Raw genomic sequence first — 15,239 nt, forward strand, 5'->3', positions numbered from 1 at the left:
GACGATCGCGCCCTCCAGCCGTTCCCGACGGCTGGACCCTGCCACCTGGAGTCAAAATGGAGGCGATTTAAGCCGGACCCGAAATTCAAGGTCAAAGTCAAAAGCCAGAGCGGTTTTGACCTTGTTCTCGGCTTCAATCGCACCATTTTTCGCCCTTCAGTCGGGGTGGTGTTGTCGGGAACAACACCAGAGAGCGATCGTCTGACTAAAAATGTCAGGAACATTTTTGAACAACGCTTGCGTTGGCCACGAAGTGGTTCGGTACAGGGATGTGCCGAATAAACGAGTCGCGAACGACCGCGAATGTTGGGTAAAAAACGGTGTTTACCGCGCAGCGGCGATTGATTTGCCGGGCGCCTGGATTATCAAGGGGTTGGCGTTAACCCCTTGATACGTTCACCGTTTGCGGGAATTAAAGAGATAACTGAACACACGGGTGAACGGAAAACCTGCAGGGCTTACAGATCTCACCCTGACAAGATAACCAGGATGAGTTGTGTATAAGAGACAGCTCCCCAGGGAGAGGGGATAGTCCAGTTTGCCATGTCCCAAAAATCCACGTTTCTGGTAACCACTCAGTAATTTCCTTATCATTGCCCTTCCATTCCTGGTCACGCGAGTTACCCGTGCACGAAATTTTTAATATGCTGCTGGCGGTGTTTGACCGAGCGGCGCTGATGCTTATTTGCCTGTTCTTTTTAATCCGCATCCGCCTGTTCCGCGAGTTGTTGCATAAGAATGCCCACACGCCGAAAGAGTTACTGGCCGTCACCGCTATTTTCTCGATGTTTGCCCTGTTCAGCACCTGGTCCGGCGTGCATGTTGAAGGTTCGCTGGTTAACGTGCGGATTATCGCCGTGATGGCGGGCGGGATCTTATTTGGGCCGTGGGTCGGTATTATTACCGGTATTATCGCCGGGCTTCATCGTTATCTGATTGATATCGGTGGGATTACCGCCGTTCCTTGCCTGATAACCAGTATTGTCGCCGGTTGTATTGCCGGTTGGATAAACCGCAAAATACCGAAAGCTCAGCATTGGCGGGTGGGGATTATTGCCGGGATGTTGTGCGAAACCATGACCATGGTTTTAGTGGTGCTGTGGGCGCCGTCTGTTTCACTGGGCATCGATATTGTGTCGAAAATCGGTATTCCGATGATTGTCGGCACCGTTTCCATCGGCTTTATTGTGTTGCTGGTGCAAAGTGTTGAAGGTGAGAAAGAGGCCAGCGCCGCGCGTCAGGCCAAGCTGGCGCTGGATATTGCCAATAAAACGCTGCCGTTGTTCCGCAAGGTGAACAGCGAATCGCTGCGCCAGGTGTGTAATATTATCCGCGAGGATATTAACGCCGACGCGGTAGCCATTACCGATAAAGAGAAAGTGTTAGCCTACGTGGGTTTTGGGGAAAGCAATTATAAACAGAATGATAATGGGATTAGCCCACGCACCCAACTGGCGCTGCGCGAAGGAAAAATCATTATCCGTAACGATGATGAGGCTTATCGCACCCCGGAAATTCACTCGCTGATTATTATTCCGTTATGGGAAAAAGGTGTCGTCACCGGCACGCTGAAAATCTATTACCGCCATGCTCATCAAATTACCTCTACTTTGCAGGAGATGGCAGTCGGGCTTTCGCAGATTATTTCCACCCAACTGGAAGTTTCCCGTGCCGAGCAGTTGCGCGAAATGGCAAATAAAGCCGAACTACGCGCGCTGCAAAGCAAAATTAACCCTCATTTTCTGTTCAATGCCCTGAACGCGATATCCTCGTCTATTCGCATGAATCCCGATACCGCACGCCAGTTGATTTATAACTTGTCGCGCTATTTGCGCTACAACATTGAATTAAAAGACGATGAACAGATCGATATTAAAAGAGAGCTGTATCAGATAAAGGATTACATCGCCATTGAGCAGGCACGTTTTGGCGACAAGCTGACGGTGATTTATCACATTGATGAAGAGGTGAATTGCCTGATCCCCAGCCTGCTGATCCAACCGCTGGTTGAGAATGCGATTGTCCACGGGATACAGCCATGTAAAGGCAAAGGCGTGGTGACCATCAGCGTTGAGGAGAGCGGTAATCGCGTGCGAATTGCGGTGCGCGACACCGGTAACGGTATTGATCCGCTGGTGATTGAACGCGTGGAGGCCAACGAAATGCCGGGCAATAAAATCGGCCTGTTGAATGTGCATCACCGCGTAAAATTACTCTACGGTGAAGGCCTGCATATTCGTCGCCTTGAGCCAGGCACTGAGATTGCATTTTATGTGCCTCACGCCGCCAGTACCGTTCCACCTTTATTGCCGCAACAAGGAGGTAATCTATGAAAGTCCTCATCGTAGAAGATGAAGTCCTGGCTCAGCAGGAGCTTAACTGGCTTATCAAAGAGCACAGCCAGATGGAAGTGGTGGGCACCTTTGATGACGGCATGGATGTGCTGCGTTATCTGCAACATCATGAAGTTGATGCTATTTTTCTCGACATCAACATCCCCTCTTTAGATGGCGTGTTGCTGGCGCAAAACATCAGTAAGTTTGCCCATAAGCCGTTTATTGTGTTTATCACCGCCTGGAAAGAACATGCAGTGGAGGCGTTTGAGCTGGAGGCTTTCGACTACATTCTCAAGCCGTATCAAGAGTCGCGCATTATTGGGATGCTGCAAAAGCTGGAAGCCGCTTTCCAGCAACAAAACGCCCCTGCCGCTGCTAACACCCCGGGGCGTGAAGCGTTGACGGTTAATTTGGTGAAAGATGAGCGGATTATCGTTACCGATGTTAACGATATTTATTACGCCGAAGCGCACGAGAAAATGACCTTTGTGTACACGCGACGTGAAGCGTATGTCATGTCGATGAACATCACTGAGTTTTGCCATCGCCTGCCGGAAAGCCATTTCTTCCGTTGCCATCGCTCATATTGCGTTAACCTGAGTAAAATCCGTGAGATAGAACCGTGGTTTAACAATACCTATATTTTGCGTTTGCAGGATTTGGAATTTCAGGTGCCGGTGAGTCGTAGCAAAGTGAAAGAGTTTCGCCAGTTGATGCGTTTGTAAAACGGGCGCAAGAATTTGCGCCCGATGGGATTACAGAACCTGCCCCAGCGTTTGGCGCAAATGCGCGCCAGCGCCCAGCAATCCTGGTTGATCGTGAACAATCAAATACACCGGAATGTTGTGCACGTATTCTTTGAAACGCCCTTTGTCTTCAAAACCGCCACGGAAACCGGAAGCTTTAAAGAATTCGAGGAAACGTGGCACGATACCGCCCGCAATGTACACGCCGCCAAACGTCCCAAGGTTTAACGCTAGGTTACCGCCAAAGCGCCCGAGGATGACGCAGAACAGCGACAAGGCACGACGGCAGTCGGTGCACGTGTCTTCAACAGCCTTTTCGGTAATGTCTTTCGGTTTATAGTTTTCTGGTTCACGCCCGTCTGATTTAACAATCGCGCGATACAAATTCACTAAACCGGGGCCGGAAAGCACACGTTCTGCAGAAACGTGGCCGATTTCGGTACGCAGTTCTTCGAGGATAATCCCCTCTTCTTCGCTGTTTGGCGCAAAATCGACGTGACCGCCTTCACCCGGCAGGCTCACCCAGCGTTTATCGACGTGAACAAGATGTGCGACGCCAAGCCCGGTGCCAGCACCATAAACCGCAATCGGTTTGCCTTCGACTGGCTCATCGCCACCAAACTTGATCAGGTGCTCTTTTTTGAGCGCCGGAATAGCCATGGAAACGGCGGTAAAGTCGTTGATAATCTCCAGATGTTCAAAGCCGAGGTTCTTTTTCATCTCGGCGGTAGAGAATGCCCAGGTATGGTTGGTCATTGCCACCCAATCGCCAGTAATCGGGCATGCAATGGCGATACAACCGTCAGTCACGGCGACATTGTGCTCTTTGAGATAATGCGCCACCACCGCTTCCAGGCTTGGGAAATCGAGGCCCGAATAGGTTTTTGCCTGGGTGATGTCACCATTTTCAACGTTGCACAGTGCCAGACGCGCATTGGTGCCGCCTACATCTCCCACCAAAGCATATTTTGTCATTCTTTCACTGCTCCGCTAAAGTCAAAATAAGATCTGGCATCACTGTAAAATTAGCTAGCCTAAACAACAACGACCAGATGAGAAGTGCCTTGGGATTATCGATCTTCGTCACAGATTAGCTTGAGCGTTTCAGCCCGTATTGCACAGTGGCTTAAAACTAATCAGGCAGAGGGTTTGCCGCGACGATTTGCGCTGAATAAATTTAGAGTAAGGAAAATTTATGCTCCATCCGCGAGCCAGAACCATGCTGGTTCTTTCTGTCCCAGCGTTAATCATTGGGGTTTGTTCCAGTCTGGTATTGATTGTAGTGATGAAAGTCGCTGCGGTTTTGCAAAAATACCTGTGGGTTACCCTGCCCGCCAATTTCGACCTCAATATGAACTCCCCGATGTGGATTCTTTTGATGCTGACCGTCACCGGCATCGCGGTTGGGTTGGTGGTGCGCTATATGCCAGGCCACGCGGGGCCCGATCCGGCAACAGAGCCGTTGATTGGCTCGCCGGTACCGGTGATGGTGCTACCAGGTCTGATTATTGCGCTGCTGCTGGGGCTTGCCGGTGGGGTTAGCCTCGGGCCGGAACACCCTATTATGTCGGTGAATATTGCGCTGGCGGTGGCGATTGGTGCGCGTTTATTGCCTAAAGTCGCCGCGCTCGACTGGACTATTCTCGCCGCAGCAGGAACCATCGGTGCGCTATTTGGTACGCCAGTTGCGGCAGCGTTAGTGTTTTCGCAAACGCTGAACAGCAGCAACGATGTACCGTTGTGGGACCGGCTTTTCGCCCCGCTGATGGCCGCCGCTGCCGGAGCCATGACCACCGATTTGTTCTTCCAGCCTGATTTCTCGATACCGGTGCTGCAATATACGGAATTGCGCGTGGTGGATATCTTCAGTGGAGCCGTGGTAGCGACTATCGCGATTGCATTGGGGATGGTCGCCGTCTGGTGTTTGCCGCGTGCGCATCGCATGATTCACCAGCTCAAGCACCCGGTGTTTATTCTTGGCACCGGCGGTTTTCTGTTAGGGGTATTAGGGCTGATTGGCGGCGAAGTCACACTGTTCAAGGGGCTGGATGAAATGCGCCAGCTGACCGCCGGGAGTTTTTCCGTGGCAACCCTGTTCATGTTTGTGGTGGTAAAACTGGCCGCGCTGGTGGTTGCCTCAGCCTGCGGATTCCGTGGCGGACGGATTTTCCCGGTGGTGTTTGTCGGGGTTGCGCTGGGGATGATGCTCCATCAGCATGTCGAAGCGGTTCCGGCAGCAATTACCCTGTCATGTGCCGTCCTTGGCCTGGTGTTGGTGGTGACTCGAGATGGTTGGCTTAGCCTGTTTATGGCAATGGCAATCGTGCCAGATATCAAGTTGCTGCCTCTGCTGTGCATCGTGATGTTACCCGCCTGGCTGCTGCTGGCGGGTAAACCGGTGATGATGGCCGAGAAACCGAAAGTGTAGCTCTGCGTTACCTGTTTTGTCGGATGACGCTATCGCTTATCAGACCTACGAAGAGGCCAGTCATCAGTCTCGTGCGGCATTGCGTTTTGCCAGCGATGTTGTGATGGCATGCAACAATTCGGGTATATCCTGTTTCGGCAGGACGACTTCCACAAGCGTAAGTCGTTCTGCTTTTGCCACCTTCTGCATCACGTCTTCTAACTGCACCGGTTCGGTTACTCGCCAGCATTGCGCCGGATTGTGAACATTCATCGCTTGCGGGATTTGCGTCCAGTTCCATGGCGCAATGTCGTTATAGCGCTGCTCCGCGCCATGTATCGCCCGCTCAACCGTGTAACCATCATTATTAAGCAAGAAGATCACTGGCCGCTGCTGGTCACGCAGCATCGACCCCATTTCCTGAATAGTCAGTTGTGCCGAACCGTCCCCTACCAGCAGTATCACACGCCGATTTGGGCAGGCAGTTTGTGCGCCAAATGCCGCCGGGAGGGTAAAACCAATCGAGCCCCAGAGCGGCTGAGCGATAAAGGTCACACCTGCAGGCAAGGTCAGCGTCGCGGCACCAAAAGCGGCGGTTCCCTGGTCGGCCAGCACGATGTCCCCCGCTTGCAGGAAGTTTTGCATTAATTGCCAGAAGGCGTGCTGGTCCAGCGTTCCGTTGGTGGTGGAGGGTAACGCAGGCGGCTTTTGTTGTGGCACCGGCCAACCGGAAACCTGGTGTTTACACAGCTGATGCAGCACCTCAACGGCTTGCGCCATCGCAATGCCACTGAACCAACGGTCACCAATGCGTGTGGCGTGTGGCTGAATGTCGATAGTTTGTTGTTCGGTGAGGTGTTGCGTGAACCCGGCGGTGAGCGTGTCGGTGAATTTGACGCCGGCGCAGATGACCAGCTCAGCGCGTTCAATAGCGTGCTTCACTTTTTCATCGCTGGCCGAGGCGCTGTAGGTTCCGACAAACCCTTGCTGGCCTTCATCAAATAACCCTTTGCCCATCAGCATGGTGGCATGAGGCATCGGGGTGTCGTCCATCCATTGCTGCAGCGCTTTTTGTTGCCCAAAGCGCAGCGCCAGGAAATCAGCCAATAACGCCACGCTTCGGCTTTCTGCGAGGCGTTCCTGGGCACAGGCGCGGAATTCGGCCAGCAATGCCGGATCGCAACCTGATTGCACAGCGAACAGAGGTTGAGTCGGGCGAATGGCTGGAGCCTGGGAGACATCGCTGGGGAGCAGCAAATAACCCGGACGGCGTTGCGTGAGGGCTTGTTGTAAAACACGGTCAATTTCGTAACAGGCGTTTTCCGGTGTGAGCGAAGCCTGAGCCACCGTCACCTCCTGCGCCATTCTGGCAAAATGGCAAAAATCGCCGTCACCTAATGTGTGGTGCAGCAATTCGCCGCGCCGTTGTGCCCCAAGGCAGGGCGCGCCCACCACATGGATAACCGGTAAGTATTCGGCGTAACTTCCGGCGATGCCGTTTATTGCGCTTAATTCACCCACGCCAAAGGTGGTGAGTAACGCGGCGGCACCATTACAACGCGCATAACCGTCAGCGGCGTAAGCGGCGTTCAGTTCGTTGGCACATCCAACCCAGGCTAGAGTCGGGTTTTCAATCACGCTATCCAAAAACTGTAGGTTGTAGTCACCTGGGACACCAAATAAATGGTTGATCCCGGCTTCGGTGAATCGGTCGAGAATATAGTCCGCTACACGGTAAGTCATGACGCATTCCTTCTCAGAGGGCTTACAGTGAGTATTGGGCATATGTGATCGCTGTCGAGAATCCACGCGAATAAGGCTATGGAAAGAAGGATTTACACTTAACTGCGGTGTAGTCTGATAGCCAGAAACCTTGTGAAAACGTATACACTAAATTGGGTATTTTTACTGACGAAGGAACCAACATGGTCTATCAGGCAAATTCTGCACGTTATGAATCAATGGAATATCGTCGTTGTGGACGCAGCGGTTTAAAACTCCCGGCGATTTCGCTGGGCCTGTGGCACAACTTTGGCGACACCACGCTTCTGGCTAACAGCCGCCAGTTATTACACCGTGCTTTTGATTGCGGTATTACCCATCTGGACTTGGCGAATAACTACGGGCCACCTCCAGGTTCGGCAGAAGAAAACTTTGGCCGCATCCTGCGTGAAGATTTCCTTCCATATCGTGACGAACTGATTATTTCGTCAAAAGCGGGATACACCATGTGGGATGGGCCTTACGGTGACTGGGGTTCTCGTAAGTATCTGATTTCCAGCCTTGATCAGAGCCTGAAGCGCATGGGGCTTGAGTATGTCGATATCTTCTATCATCACCGTCCGGACCCGGAGACCCCGCTTGAAGAGACGATGCGCGCGCTGGATAGCGTAGTGCGCCAGGGCAAAGCGCTGTATGTCGGCATTTCAAACTATCCGGCAGAACTGGCTGCTCAAGCCATTGATATTTTGAACGATCTGGGTACACCATGCCTGATCCACCAGCCTCGTTATTCGATGTTTGAGCGTTGGGTTGAAGGCGGTTTGCTGGATGTGCTGCAAGAGAAAGGCGTCGGCAGTATCGCGTTTTCGCCTCTCGCAGGCGGCCAGTTGACCGATCGTTATTTGGACGGCATCCCTGCCGATTCCCGCGCAGCCAGTGACAGCAAGTTCCTTAATGCTGAGCAACTCACCGAGGTAAAACTGGAAAAAGTGCGTAAATTGAATGCGATAGCACAACGTCGTGGGCAGAAGCTTTCGCAGATGGCGCTGGCGTGGGTACTGCGTGGTGACGCAGTGACATCGGTTCTGATTGGTGCAAGTAAGACCAGCCAAATTGATGATGCGGTGGGGATGTTAGCAAATCGTCATTTCAGCGCCGCAGAGCTTGCCGAGATCGAAGAAATTTTAGTGTAACCGTTAACATTGAATGGTCAATTGTTAAACTAAATTAGCAAAAAGTGCTCTACCCTGCGAATTAGGAGTTGTGGCGATGAAACACTTAGTTACCACAACTTACTATACGGATAACAAGCCGCCCTGGCGGTTACCGTGTATGAGGAGAGAGTATGTTCAGGTCACTGATTCTTGCGATTGCATTACTGGCATCTGTACCGATGATGGCGAATGCGGGCGAAATCACCCTGCTGCCGTCGGTGAAGCTTCAAATTGGCGATCAGGATTATCGCGGTAATTACTGGGATGGTGGCGGCTGGAGGGACCGCGATTACTGGCATCGTAACTATGAATGGCGCGATCGCGGTTGGCACCGTCATGACAATGGTTACCATCGTGGCTGGTATAAAGACCGTGGCCGTAGCAGCTTTGAGAAGGGCTACCGCGCGGGCTGGAATGACCGGGACGACCATCGCGGCCCAGGACGTGGTGGCCGTGGACATGGTCACGGCGGCGGTCATCGCCACTAATACTTAACGGTGGGGGGATTATCACCCCCACCGTTTTCACTCTTACAGCCCCAACACCGTCCCAATCAGCAGCCACAAATTCAACGCAACCACTATCGCCACAATCACCCACCCCGTTGTTTTCACGACGCGTGTATTGACTAAATCGCCCATCAGTTTGTCATTGCTGGTAAAAATCAGCAGTGGAACCAGTGCCAGGGCAATCCCGAAACTGAGTAATACCTGGCTCATCACCAGGATGCGAGTGGGATCAAGCCCCATCAGAATCACAATGAATGACGGTGCCATGGTCACGGAGCGGCGAACCCATAGCGGGATATAAAAACGCACGAAGCCCTGCATCACCACTTGCCCGGCTAACGTCCCCACCACAGTAGACGACAAACCCGCAGCAACTAAGCTTAAACCAAAGATGGTAGCCGCCGAGTGACTGAGCAACGGTTGCAGTGTGAGATAAGCTTCGTCGAGGTCAGCAACACCGGTATGGCCCGTGAAGTGAAATGCCGCGGCGGCGGTGGCCATCATCGCCAGGTTAACAAATCCGGCGATGGTCATTGCTATCGCCACATCCCATTTGGTCGCTGAATAGCGTTCGGCCCGATTGCCACCATGTAAATGTTGGGTGAGCGACGAGTGCAGATAGATAACGTGCGGCATGATGGTGGCGCCAAGCACACCCGCCGCCAGAAATACCGCTTCGCTGTTTGGCAGGCTCGGGATCAACATCCCCTTGCCTAGTTCCACCAGTTTAGGCTGTGAGAAAATGAGTTCGACAATGTAAGCGGCTGCGACAAATAGCAATAACCCGCCAATCACTTTTTCGAGTGGTTTTTGGCCGCGCCGTTGCAGCATCAAGATTAAGAACGTGGCAATACCTGTCAGCACCGCGCCCTGCAATAAAGAAACACCGAGGATTAATTTAAAACCAATCGCCGCACCAATGAATTCGGCGAGATCTGTCGCCATGGCAATAATTTCGGCTTGTACCCAGTAAAGCCAGACGACCGGGCGCGGATAATGGTCGCGAATCTGTTCGGCAAGATTTTTACCGGTCGCGATGCCGAGTTTTGCAGACAAGATTTGGATGAGCATCGCCATCAGGTTGGCCCAGACCACCACCCACAGCAATTTATAGCCAAAGCTGGCCCCCGCCTGGATGTTGGTGGCAAAGTTACCAGGGTCGATATAACCAATGGCAGCAATAAAAGCCGGCCCCATCAACGCCAGGCGTAATCTGCGCGCTGTGCGAGTACCACTATTTTCAACGCGAGTATTAGTCATCATCTGCCTCTGAGATATAGCCTTTGCTATGTTTCAAGCTAGCAAAAGTGAGAATGATTATCAAATTCATTTAAGGGACAAAAACTGATTTCTTCTATAGTTTGAAACAATGAGGGATTTTTAGGCGCCGATTAACGAACCACAATGAAGACAACAACTATTATGAAGATATGTGCATTGACGCAACTTTTACCTTCTTTACTTAACATAGCAGAAATGTATGGTTGATCACTAATTTTGAGATTGGTCACATGTCATTACTATAGTGTGCGATTGCTCTCGTTTTCTTATTGCTTGTTACATAGAATGTGCAACGAAATTAAACCTGCCTCATAATATTTGGAGCAAATATGTCCCGCGTTCTGCATTTTGTTTTAGCGCTTGCCGTGGTTGCGTTGCTTGCTTTGTTGCTCAGCAGCAATCGTAAGCAGATCCGTATTCGCTTTATCGTTCAATTGTTAGTGATCGAACTCATTCTCGCCTGGTTCTTCCTGAACTCAGAAGTGGGCCTGGGCTTCGTGAGAGGCTTCTCAGAAATGTTTGAGAAACTCCTGTCGTTCGCTAATGAAGGGACAAACTTTGTATTCGGTAAGATGAATGACGAAGGACTCGCCTTCTTCTTCCTGAAAGTACTTTGCCCAATCGTCTTTATCTCTGCGCTGATTGGTATTTTGCAACACATTCGCGTGCTGCCAATTGTTATCCGCTTTATCGGTACCCTTCTGTCTAAAGTGAATGGTATGGGTAAACTGGAATCCTTTAACGCCGTAAGCTCACTGATTTTGGGACAGTCAGAGAACTTTATCGCCTATAAGGATATTCTCGGTAAGATGTCCCGCAACCGCATGTACACAATGTCCGCTACGGCCATGTCTACTGTGTCCATGTCGATTGTCGGCGCTTATATGACGATGCTCGAACCTAAATATGTGGTCGCAGCGCTGGTATTGAACATGTTCAGTACCTTCATCGTGTTATCTCTTATCAACCCATACCGTGTTGAAGAGAGCGAAGAAAACCTGCAGATGTCTAATCTGCACGAAGGTCAAAGTTTCTTCGAAATGCTCGGTGAATATATCCTGGCAGGTTTTAAAGTTGCGATTATCGTTGCCGCAATGCTGATTGGCTTTATCGCTTTGATCTCTGCATTGAACGCACTGTTTGCAGCTATCTTCGGTATCTCCTTCCAGGGCATTCTGGGTTACATCTTCTATCCAATAGCCTGGGTGATGGGTGTTCCTTCACATGAAGCCCTGCAGGTTGGCAGTATCATGGCAACCAAACTGGTATCGAACGAATTCGTTGCGATGCTGGATCTGCAAAAACTGGCGGGTACGCTCTCCCCACGTGCGGAAGGTATCCTGTCTGTGTTCCTGGTGTCGTTTGCTAACTTCTCTTCTATCGGGATTATCGCTGGTGCGATTAAAGGCCTGAACGAAGAACAAGGTAATGTGGTTTCTCGCTTCGGCTTGAAATTGGTTTATGGCGCAACGCTTGTGAGCATTCTGTCTGCTTCTATTGCAGGCCTGTTCTTGTAATCCTGACGCTACAAACAAAAACCGAGGCTTACGCCTCGGTTTTTTTATGCCTGAAATTTATCTTCACCCAACCAACACACCTGATTTCTTCCGCGTGCTTTGGCCCTGTACATACGCATATCCGCAAGGGATTGGATCTGCTCAAGCATGTATTCAGGATGCTCGCGATACGACGCGACACCCAGCGATGCGGTAACAGGTAACTGCGAGCCATCTTCAAGAATCAGCGCCGATGACTCAAGCTCCCATTTGATACGTGTCGCCACCTTGATCCCGGTTTTAAGGTCAGAGTTTGGCAGGTAAATACAAAACTCCTCACCGCCTATACGCCCCAAAATATCCTGTTTACGTATGGCACGCTGGATACGCCCAGTGGCGTGGATCAACACATTGTCACCGACCTGGTGTCCATACATATCATTGACTTTTTTAAAGTGATCGAGATCCAATAGAACAAGGGTGTAATCGACATAATTAGGGCTGACTTGCGATGTTTTCTCGAAGAAACCACGCCGGTTAAGTACTCCGGTCAAATCATCGTGAAGCGCATGATGCTGCATTTCACGTTGTAAATTGCCCATATTGCCCACCAGGCGGCAAATAATGCGATGTGCTCCTAAAAGAGAAAGCACAAAAATCAAAAACATCGTGACGAGAAGTAGACTGAATCGCCCAAAATCTTCGTGCAGCCCCTGGCTCAGGGTTTGGGTGCTCACCAGAACCGAGTGTGTCCCTCTCAGCTTACCAAAAGTGATAAATACCGACCCGGAACGGAAAGTGCCGCGCGGTTTATCAATCAACATCTTGAGAATGGTTTTCTTCTGCTCCACGTTCAGCTGTACGTTGTTTTCCGCACCCACCGCTTTTGTCAGCGGTTTTAACTGCTCATCATATAATCGGTAGGCACTTTGCGTCCCTTCAGGTAATGAAGAGGCAAGAAATTTCTGTACTGACTGATTATCAAATGCAATGCCCAACAATCCGACCCATTCACCACCAAAATCGACTGGTATCGCCGCGTTGATCACTGTCTCATCGCTGTTAGCGATGTTTTGCCGCGTCCAGAACGGTGCGCGCCGGGGATTCAAAAGCGGTGAAGCCAATACGAAACTACCCTGCTTTTCGTGCGGGTTATAACTATTGATCAGTTGCTCGTTAACTTCTTGCGATAAAGAGGCGATAAATTCACCTTCACGCGAGATATAGTACAAATCGGCAAGCAGTTCATGTTCCCCGGTTGCCAGCGGGAAAAGCCCCTGTATTTTACGCAACCCATTGAGTTGATTACGCACTTCCTGTGATTCTTTGCCCTGAAAAGCTTCATCTTCAGTGACAGTATCAGGCAGGGGTAACTCGCCTATCCATAGTGGCCTTTGAATCGCATTCTCATTGACTTCCCAGGGAGCCACCGGGCTACCAGGAAAAATCGGATCATCCATCGCTTCAATAAAAATTCGTTTTAAATAGCGAAGATTATCAACCTTGTATTGTGCTCTGCTTTCAAGCCGCGCAATCACGCTTTCCAGGTGGCTTAACTGCCCGGTGCGATAACCCTGGCTAAACAACTGCCCTTGCTGCCAGAACAATATGGCGGTCAGGACAAAAACAAAAATAAAGCACAGATGAATAACACGCAGTGTGTTGGCCAACGGTAAACGGAATCTATTCGCTCTGGAAGTGCTCACAATAAAGTCCTGTGATCAGATGCTCGCAACATACTGCTACCTTAAAAAGTATGGACTGTATTAAGAGGCTCTGGTTTGCCAATCAGATAACCTTGTAAAAACTCTACGCCAAGGCTAAGCAAAAGGGTGCGCTGTTCTTCAGTTTCAACAAACTCGGCAACGACACTGAGTTGCTTCGCTTGTGCCATGTCACATATTGATTTAACAATCAGCGGATCAAGCGAGTCCGATGTGATGTCTTTGATGAAACACCCATCAATCTTGATAATGTCCGCATGAAGCCGTTTGAGTCTTTCGTAATTGGCATAGCCAGTGCCAAAGTCATCAATAGCAATTTTAAAGCCGCTTTCACGCAGCAGCGTGATGTTCTGCATTGAGATTTCTGATTCTGAAAATGCCTGTTCCTCAGTAACTTCAATAATTACACTGCAGGTTGGCACCTGATATTCAGCAAACAAGGAAACAATGTCATGAGCGATATCTTTTTGCATTAACGTCAGTGGCATAAGATTGACAGAAAAACGCGGTTGTTGGCTTTCAACAGCATGTTGCTGCAGGAAACTCACCAGTTTCTTCATGATTAGCATGTCGAAGCAGGTACTGAGGTTAAATTCAGTGATCACAGGAATAAACTTATCCGGCGTAATAACTTCGCCATCTAATATTAAACGACTGAGTATTTCGTGATAGCCCTTCCCCTGCACGTTCATAACGGGTTGGGCATACAGCACAAAAGATTGTTCATCATTCAAAGCATGTTTAATTTTTTGCAGAAGTAAAACGCGATCTGTCGTCTGGCCTGAAACATCTTCAATTCGGGTATTCAGACTTAGCACACGCCTGCTGGCACAAGCCTGTTCAGACAGATAACTTAATTGCCCTAATGTATGGTGTAATTCAACAAGGTCATTATCGATAGCGCTATAAGATGCACTGTACTCAATGTCCAGCATAGTGTTATGCCATTTTATTTGTTTACTATTGAGTGTATCGACCATATTGCCGAGTCGTGCAGCAGCATCCTGAGTATGTAAAAATATTAATAATTCACTGCCAGGTAATTGAAATACCTGTTCACCTTGATGTAGCAAAGGGGTTAATTGGCTGGTGATAATACGTTTACAGTCAATACGCATCATCATGCCATAATGGCGACTTAAAAATTCCAGATTAGACATACGCAAGCAACACAACGTCCCTTTTGGATAACATTGCACATGATGTTCCAGCGCACGAATATTCGGTAACTGAGTTAAGGGGTCAGTCAGGGCTTGCGAACGATAAATACGCTTCATCCACTCATTTTTCTTGAACATCGACGTCATATACACCATACAGACGCTAAATGAGATAAATACCGAGAGAATAAAGGACAGAGCAAATTCAGTATTTACCCCATACAGGAAACCATCGTTATAGGTCAGCAATAACCATGCAGAAATCGCCCACATTAGCCCCATGATACGCGGGCCGAAATGGCGGATTCCGAGAGCAAATAGCACGAAGATGACCGGTACCAGATAGCCAGAAACCTGCAGAACCCCCCAGGAGGAACACAAAACCCCCAGCAGAGTTATTAAGCAAAAGACCCAAGTCCAGGAGTAACAACGGCGCGGCCCAACAAAATCACGCACCACACAACGGAGCCAGAATGCGCGCGCATAATAAGGATTCAGGATCATCCTTAATGGGTAATAGAATAAAGGGGTAAAAATAAGCGATGCGGCAACCAGGCTTTGGAAATCGACCACCATGAAAATAAGTGAGTTATCACCGAAATACGCTGCAACCCGAGCAGGAAAATGAATATATATTCCGGAAA

Annotated in this window: 13 protein-coding genes; 7 read left to right on the forward strand and 6 right to left on the reverse strand. The window is 49.9% G+C overall.

Annotation, left to right across the window (positions count from 1 at the left end):
• The 3 genes from MES37_RS19840 to MES37_RS19850 all read left to right on the forward strand — a co-directional run.
• The coding region (locus tag MES37_RS19840) for a hypothetical protein (RefSeq protein ID WP_237932474.1) at positions 1-282 on the forward strand (282 nt) is incomplete at its 5' end.
• 344 nt (positions 283-626) lie between these two features.
• Positions 627-2,333 carry a sensor histidine kinase gene (locus MES37_RS19845; RefSeq protein ID WP_232886266.1) on the forward strand — a complete coding sequence of 569 codons (1,707 nt, stop codon included), beginning with the start codon at positions 627-629 and terminating at the stop codon, positions 2,331-2,333.
• Complete coding sequence (locus MES37_RS19850) at positions 2,330-3,061, forward strand: LytR/AlgR family response regulator transcription factor (RefSeq protein ID WP_064544627.1); 732 nt, start codon at positions 2,330-2,332, stop codon at positions 3,059-3,061. Before MES37_RS19845 ends, MES37_RS19850 begins: the two co-directional genes overlap by 4 nt.
• Positions 3,062-3,091: 30 nt before the next feature.
• On the opposite strand, the gene glk is transcribed toward MES37_RS19850, so the two are convergent.
• Positions 3,092-4,057 carry a glucokinase gene (glk, locus tag MES37_RS19855; protein ID WP_064544626.1) on the reverse strand — a complete coding sequence of 322 codons (966 nt, stop codon included), beginning with the start codon at positions 4,055-4,057 and terminating at the stop codon, positions 3,092-3,094.
• A 220-nt stretch (positions 4,058-4,277) separates the two neighbouring features.
• Here glk and MES37_RS19860 point away from each other — a divergent pair, with 220 nt between their 5' ends.
• Positions 4,278-5,510, forward strand: a complete 1,233-nt coding sequence (locus MES37_RS19860) for an ion channel protein (protein WP_121815138.1) — start codon at positions 4,278-4,280, stop codon at positions 5,508-5,510.
• Between the two features lie 63 nt (positions 5,511-5,573).
• Here MES37_RS19860 and MES37_RS19865 read toward each other — a convergent pair whose 3' ends face one another.
• Positions 5,574-7,232, reverse strand: a complete 1,659-nt coding sequence (locus tag MES37_RS19865) for an alpha-keto acid decarboxylase family protein (RefSeq protein ID WP_121815137.1) — start codon at positions 7,230-7,232, stop codon at positions 5,574-5,576.
• 182 nt (positions 7,233-7,414) lie between these two features.
• Here MES37_RS19865 and mgrA point away from each other — a divergent pair, with 182 nt between their 5' ends.
• Both mgrA and MES37_RS19875 read left to right on the forward strand, forming a co-directional pair.
• Complete coding sequence (gene mgrA, locus MES37_RS19870; RefSeq protein ID WP_237932477.1) at positions 7,415-8,404, forward strand: L-glyceraldehyde 3-phosphate reductase; 990 nt, start codon at positions 7,415-7,417, stop codon at positions 8,402-8,404.
• A gap of 152 nt (positions 8,405-8,556) precedes the next feature.
• Positions 8,557-8,913, forward strand: coding sequence for a DUF2502 domain-containing protein (locus MES37_RS19875; RefSeq protein ID WP_064544618.1), 357 nt, complete (start codon positions 8,557-8,559; stop codon positions 8,911-8,913).
• A gap of 42 nt (positions 8,914-8,955) precedes the next feature.
• Here the strand turns inward: MES37_RS19875 and MES37_RS19880 are convergent, their stop codons facing one another.
• Positions 8,956-10,194 (reverse strand): Nramp family divalent metal transporter, encoded by a 1,239-nt coding sequence (locus tag MES37_RS19880; RefSeq protein ID WP_064544616.1) that lies wholly within the window; start codon positions 10,192-10,194, stop codon positions 8,956-8,958.
• Positions 10,187-10,264: a hypothetical protein gene (locus MES37_RS24985; RefSeq protein ID WP_422387212.1), complete on the reverse strand. Its 78-nt coding sequence runs from the start codon at positions 10,262-10,264 to the stop codon at positions 10,187-10,189. The genes MES37_RS19880 and MES37_RS24985 overlap by 8 nt, the downstream gene beginning before the upstream one ends.
• Before the next feature lie 280 nt (positions 10,265-10,544).
• On the opposite strand from MES37_RS24985, the gene MES37_RS19885 reads away from it, so the two are divergent.
• Positions 10,545-11,732 carry a NupC/NupG family nucleoside CNT transporter gene (locus MES37_RS19885; protein WP_064544614.1) on the forward strand — a complete coding sequence of 396 codons (1,188 nt, stop codon included), beginning with the start codon at positions 10,545-10,547 and terminating at the stop codon, positions 11,730-11,732.
• Positions 11,733-11,776: 44 nt separating this feature from the next.
• Here the strand turns inward: MES37_RS19885 and MES37_RS19890 are convergent, their stop codons facing one another.
• Both MES37_RS19890 and MES37_RS19895 read right to left on the reverse strand, forming a co-directional pair.
• Positions 11,777-13,249, reverse strand: a complete 1,473-nt coding sequence (locus MES37_RS19890) for a diguanylate cyclase (RefSeq protein ID WP_443107673.1) — start codon at positions 13,247-13,249, stop codon at positions 11,777-11,779.
• 209 nt (positions 13,250-13,458) lie between these two features.
• Positions 13,459-15,239 (reverse strand): EAL domain-containing protein (locus MES37_RS19895; protein ID WP_237932479.1); only part of this gene is annotated, 1,781 nt, incomplete at its 5' end.

This window comes from Buttiauxella sp. S19-1, from assembly GCF_022134725.1.
In the GTDB taxonomy this organism is placed as follows: Bacteria; Pseudomonadota; Gammaproteobacteria; order Enterobacterales; family Enterobacteriaceae; genus Buttiauxella; species Buttiauxella ferragutiae.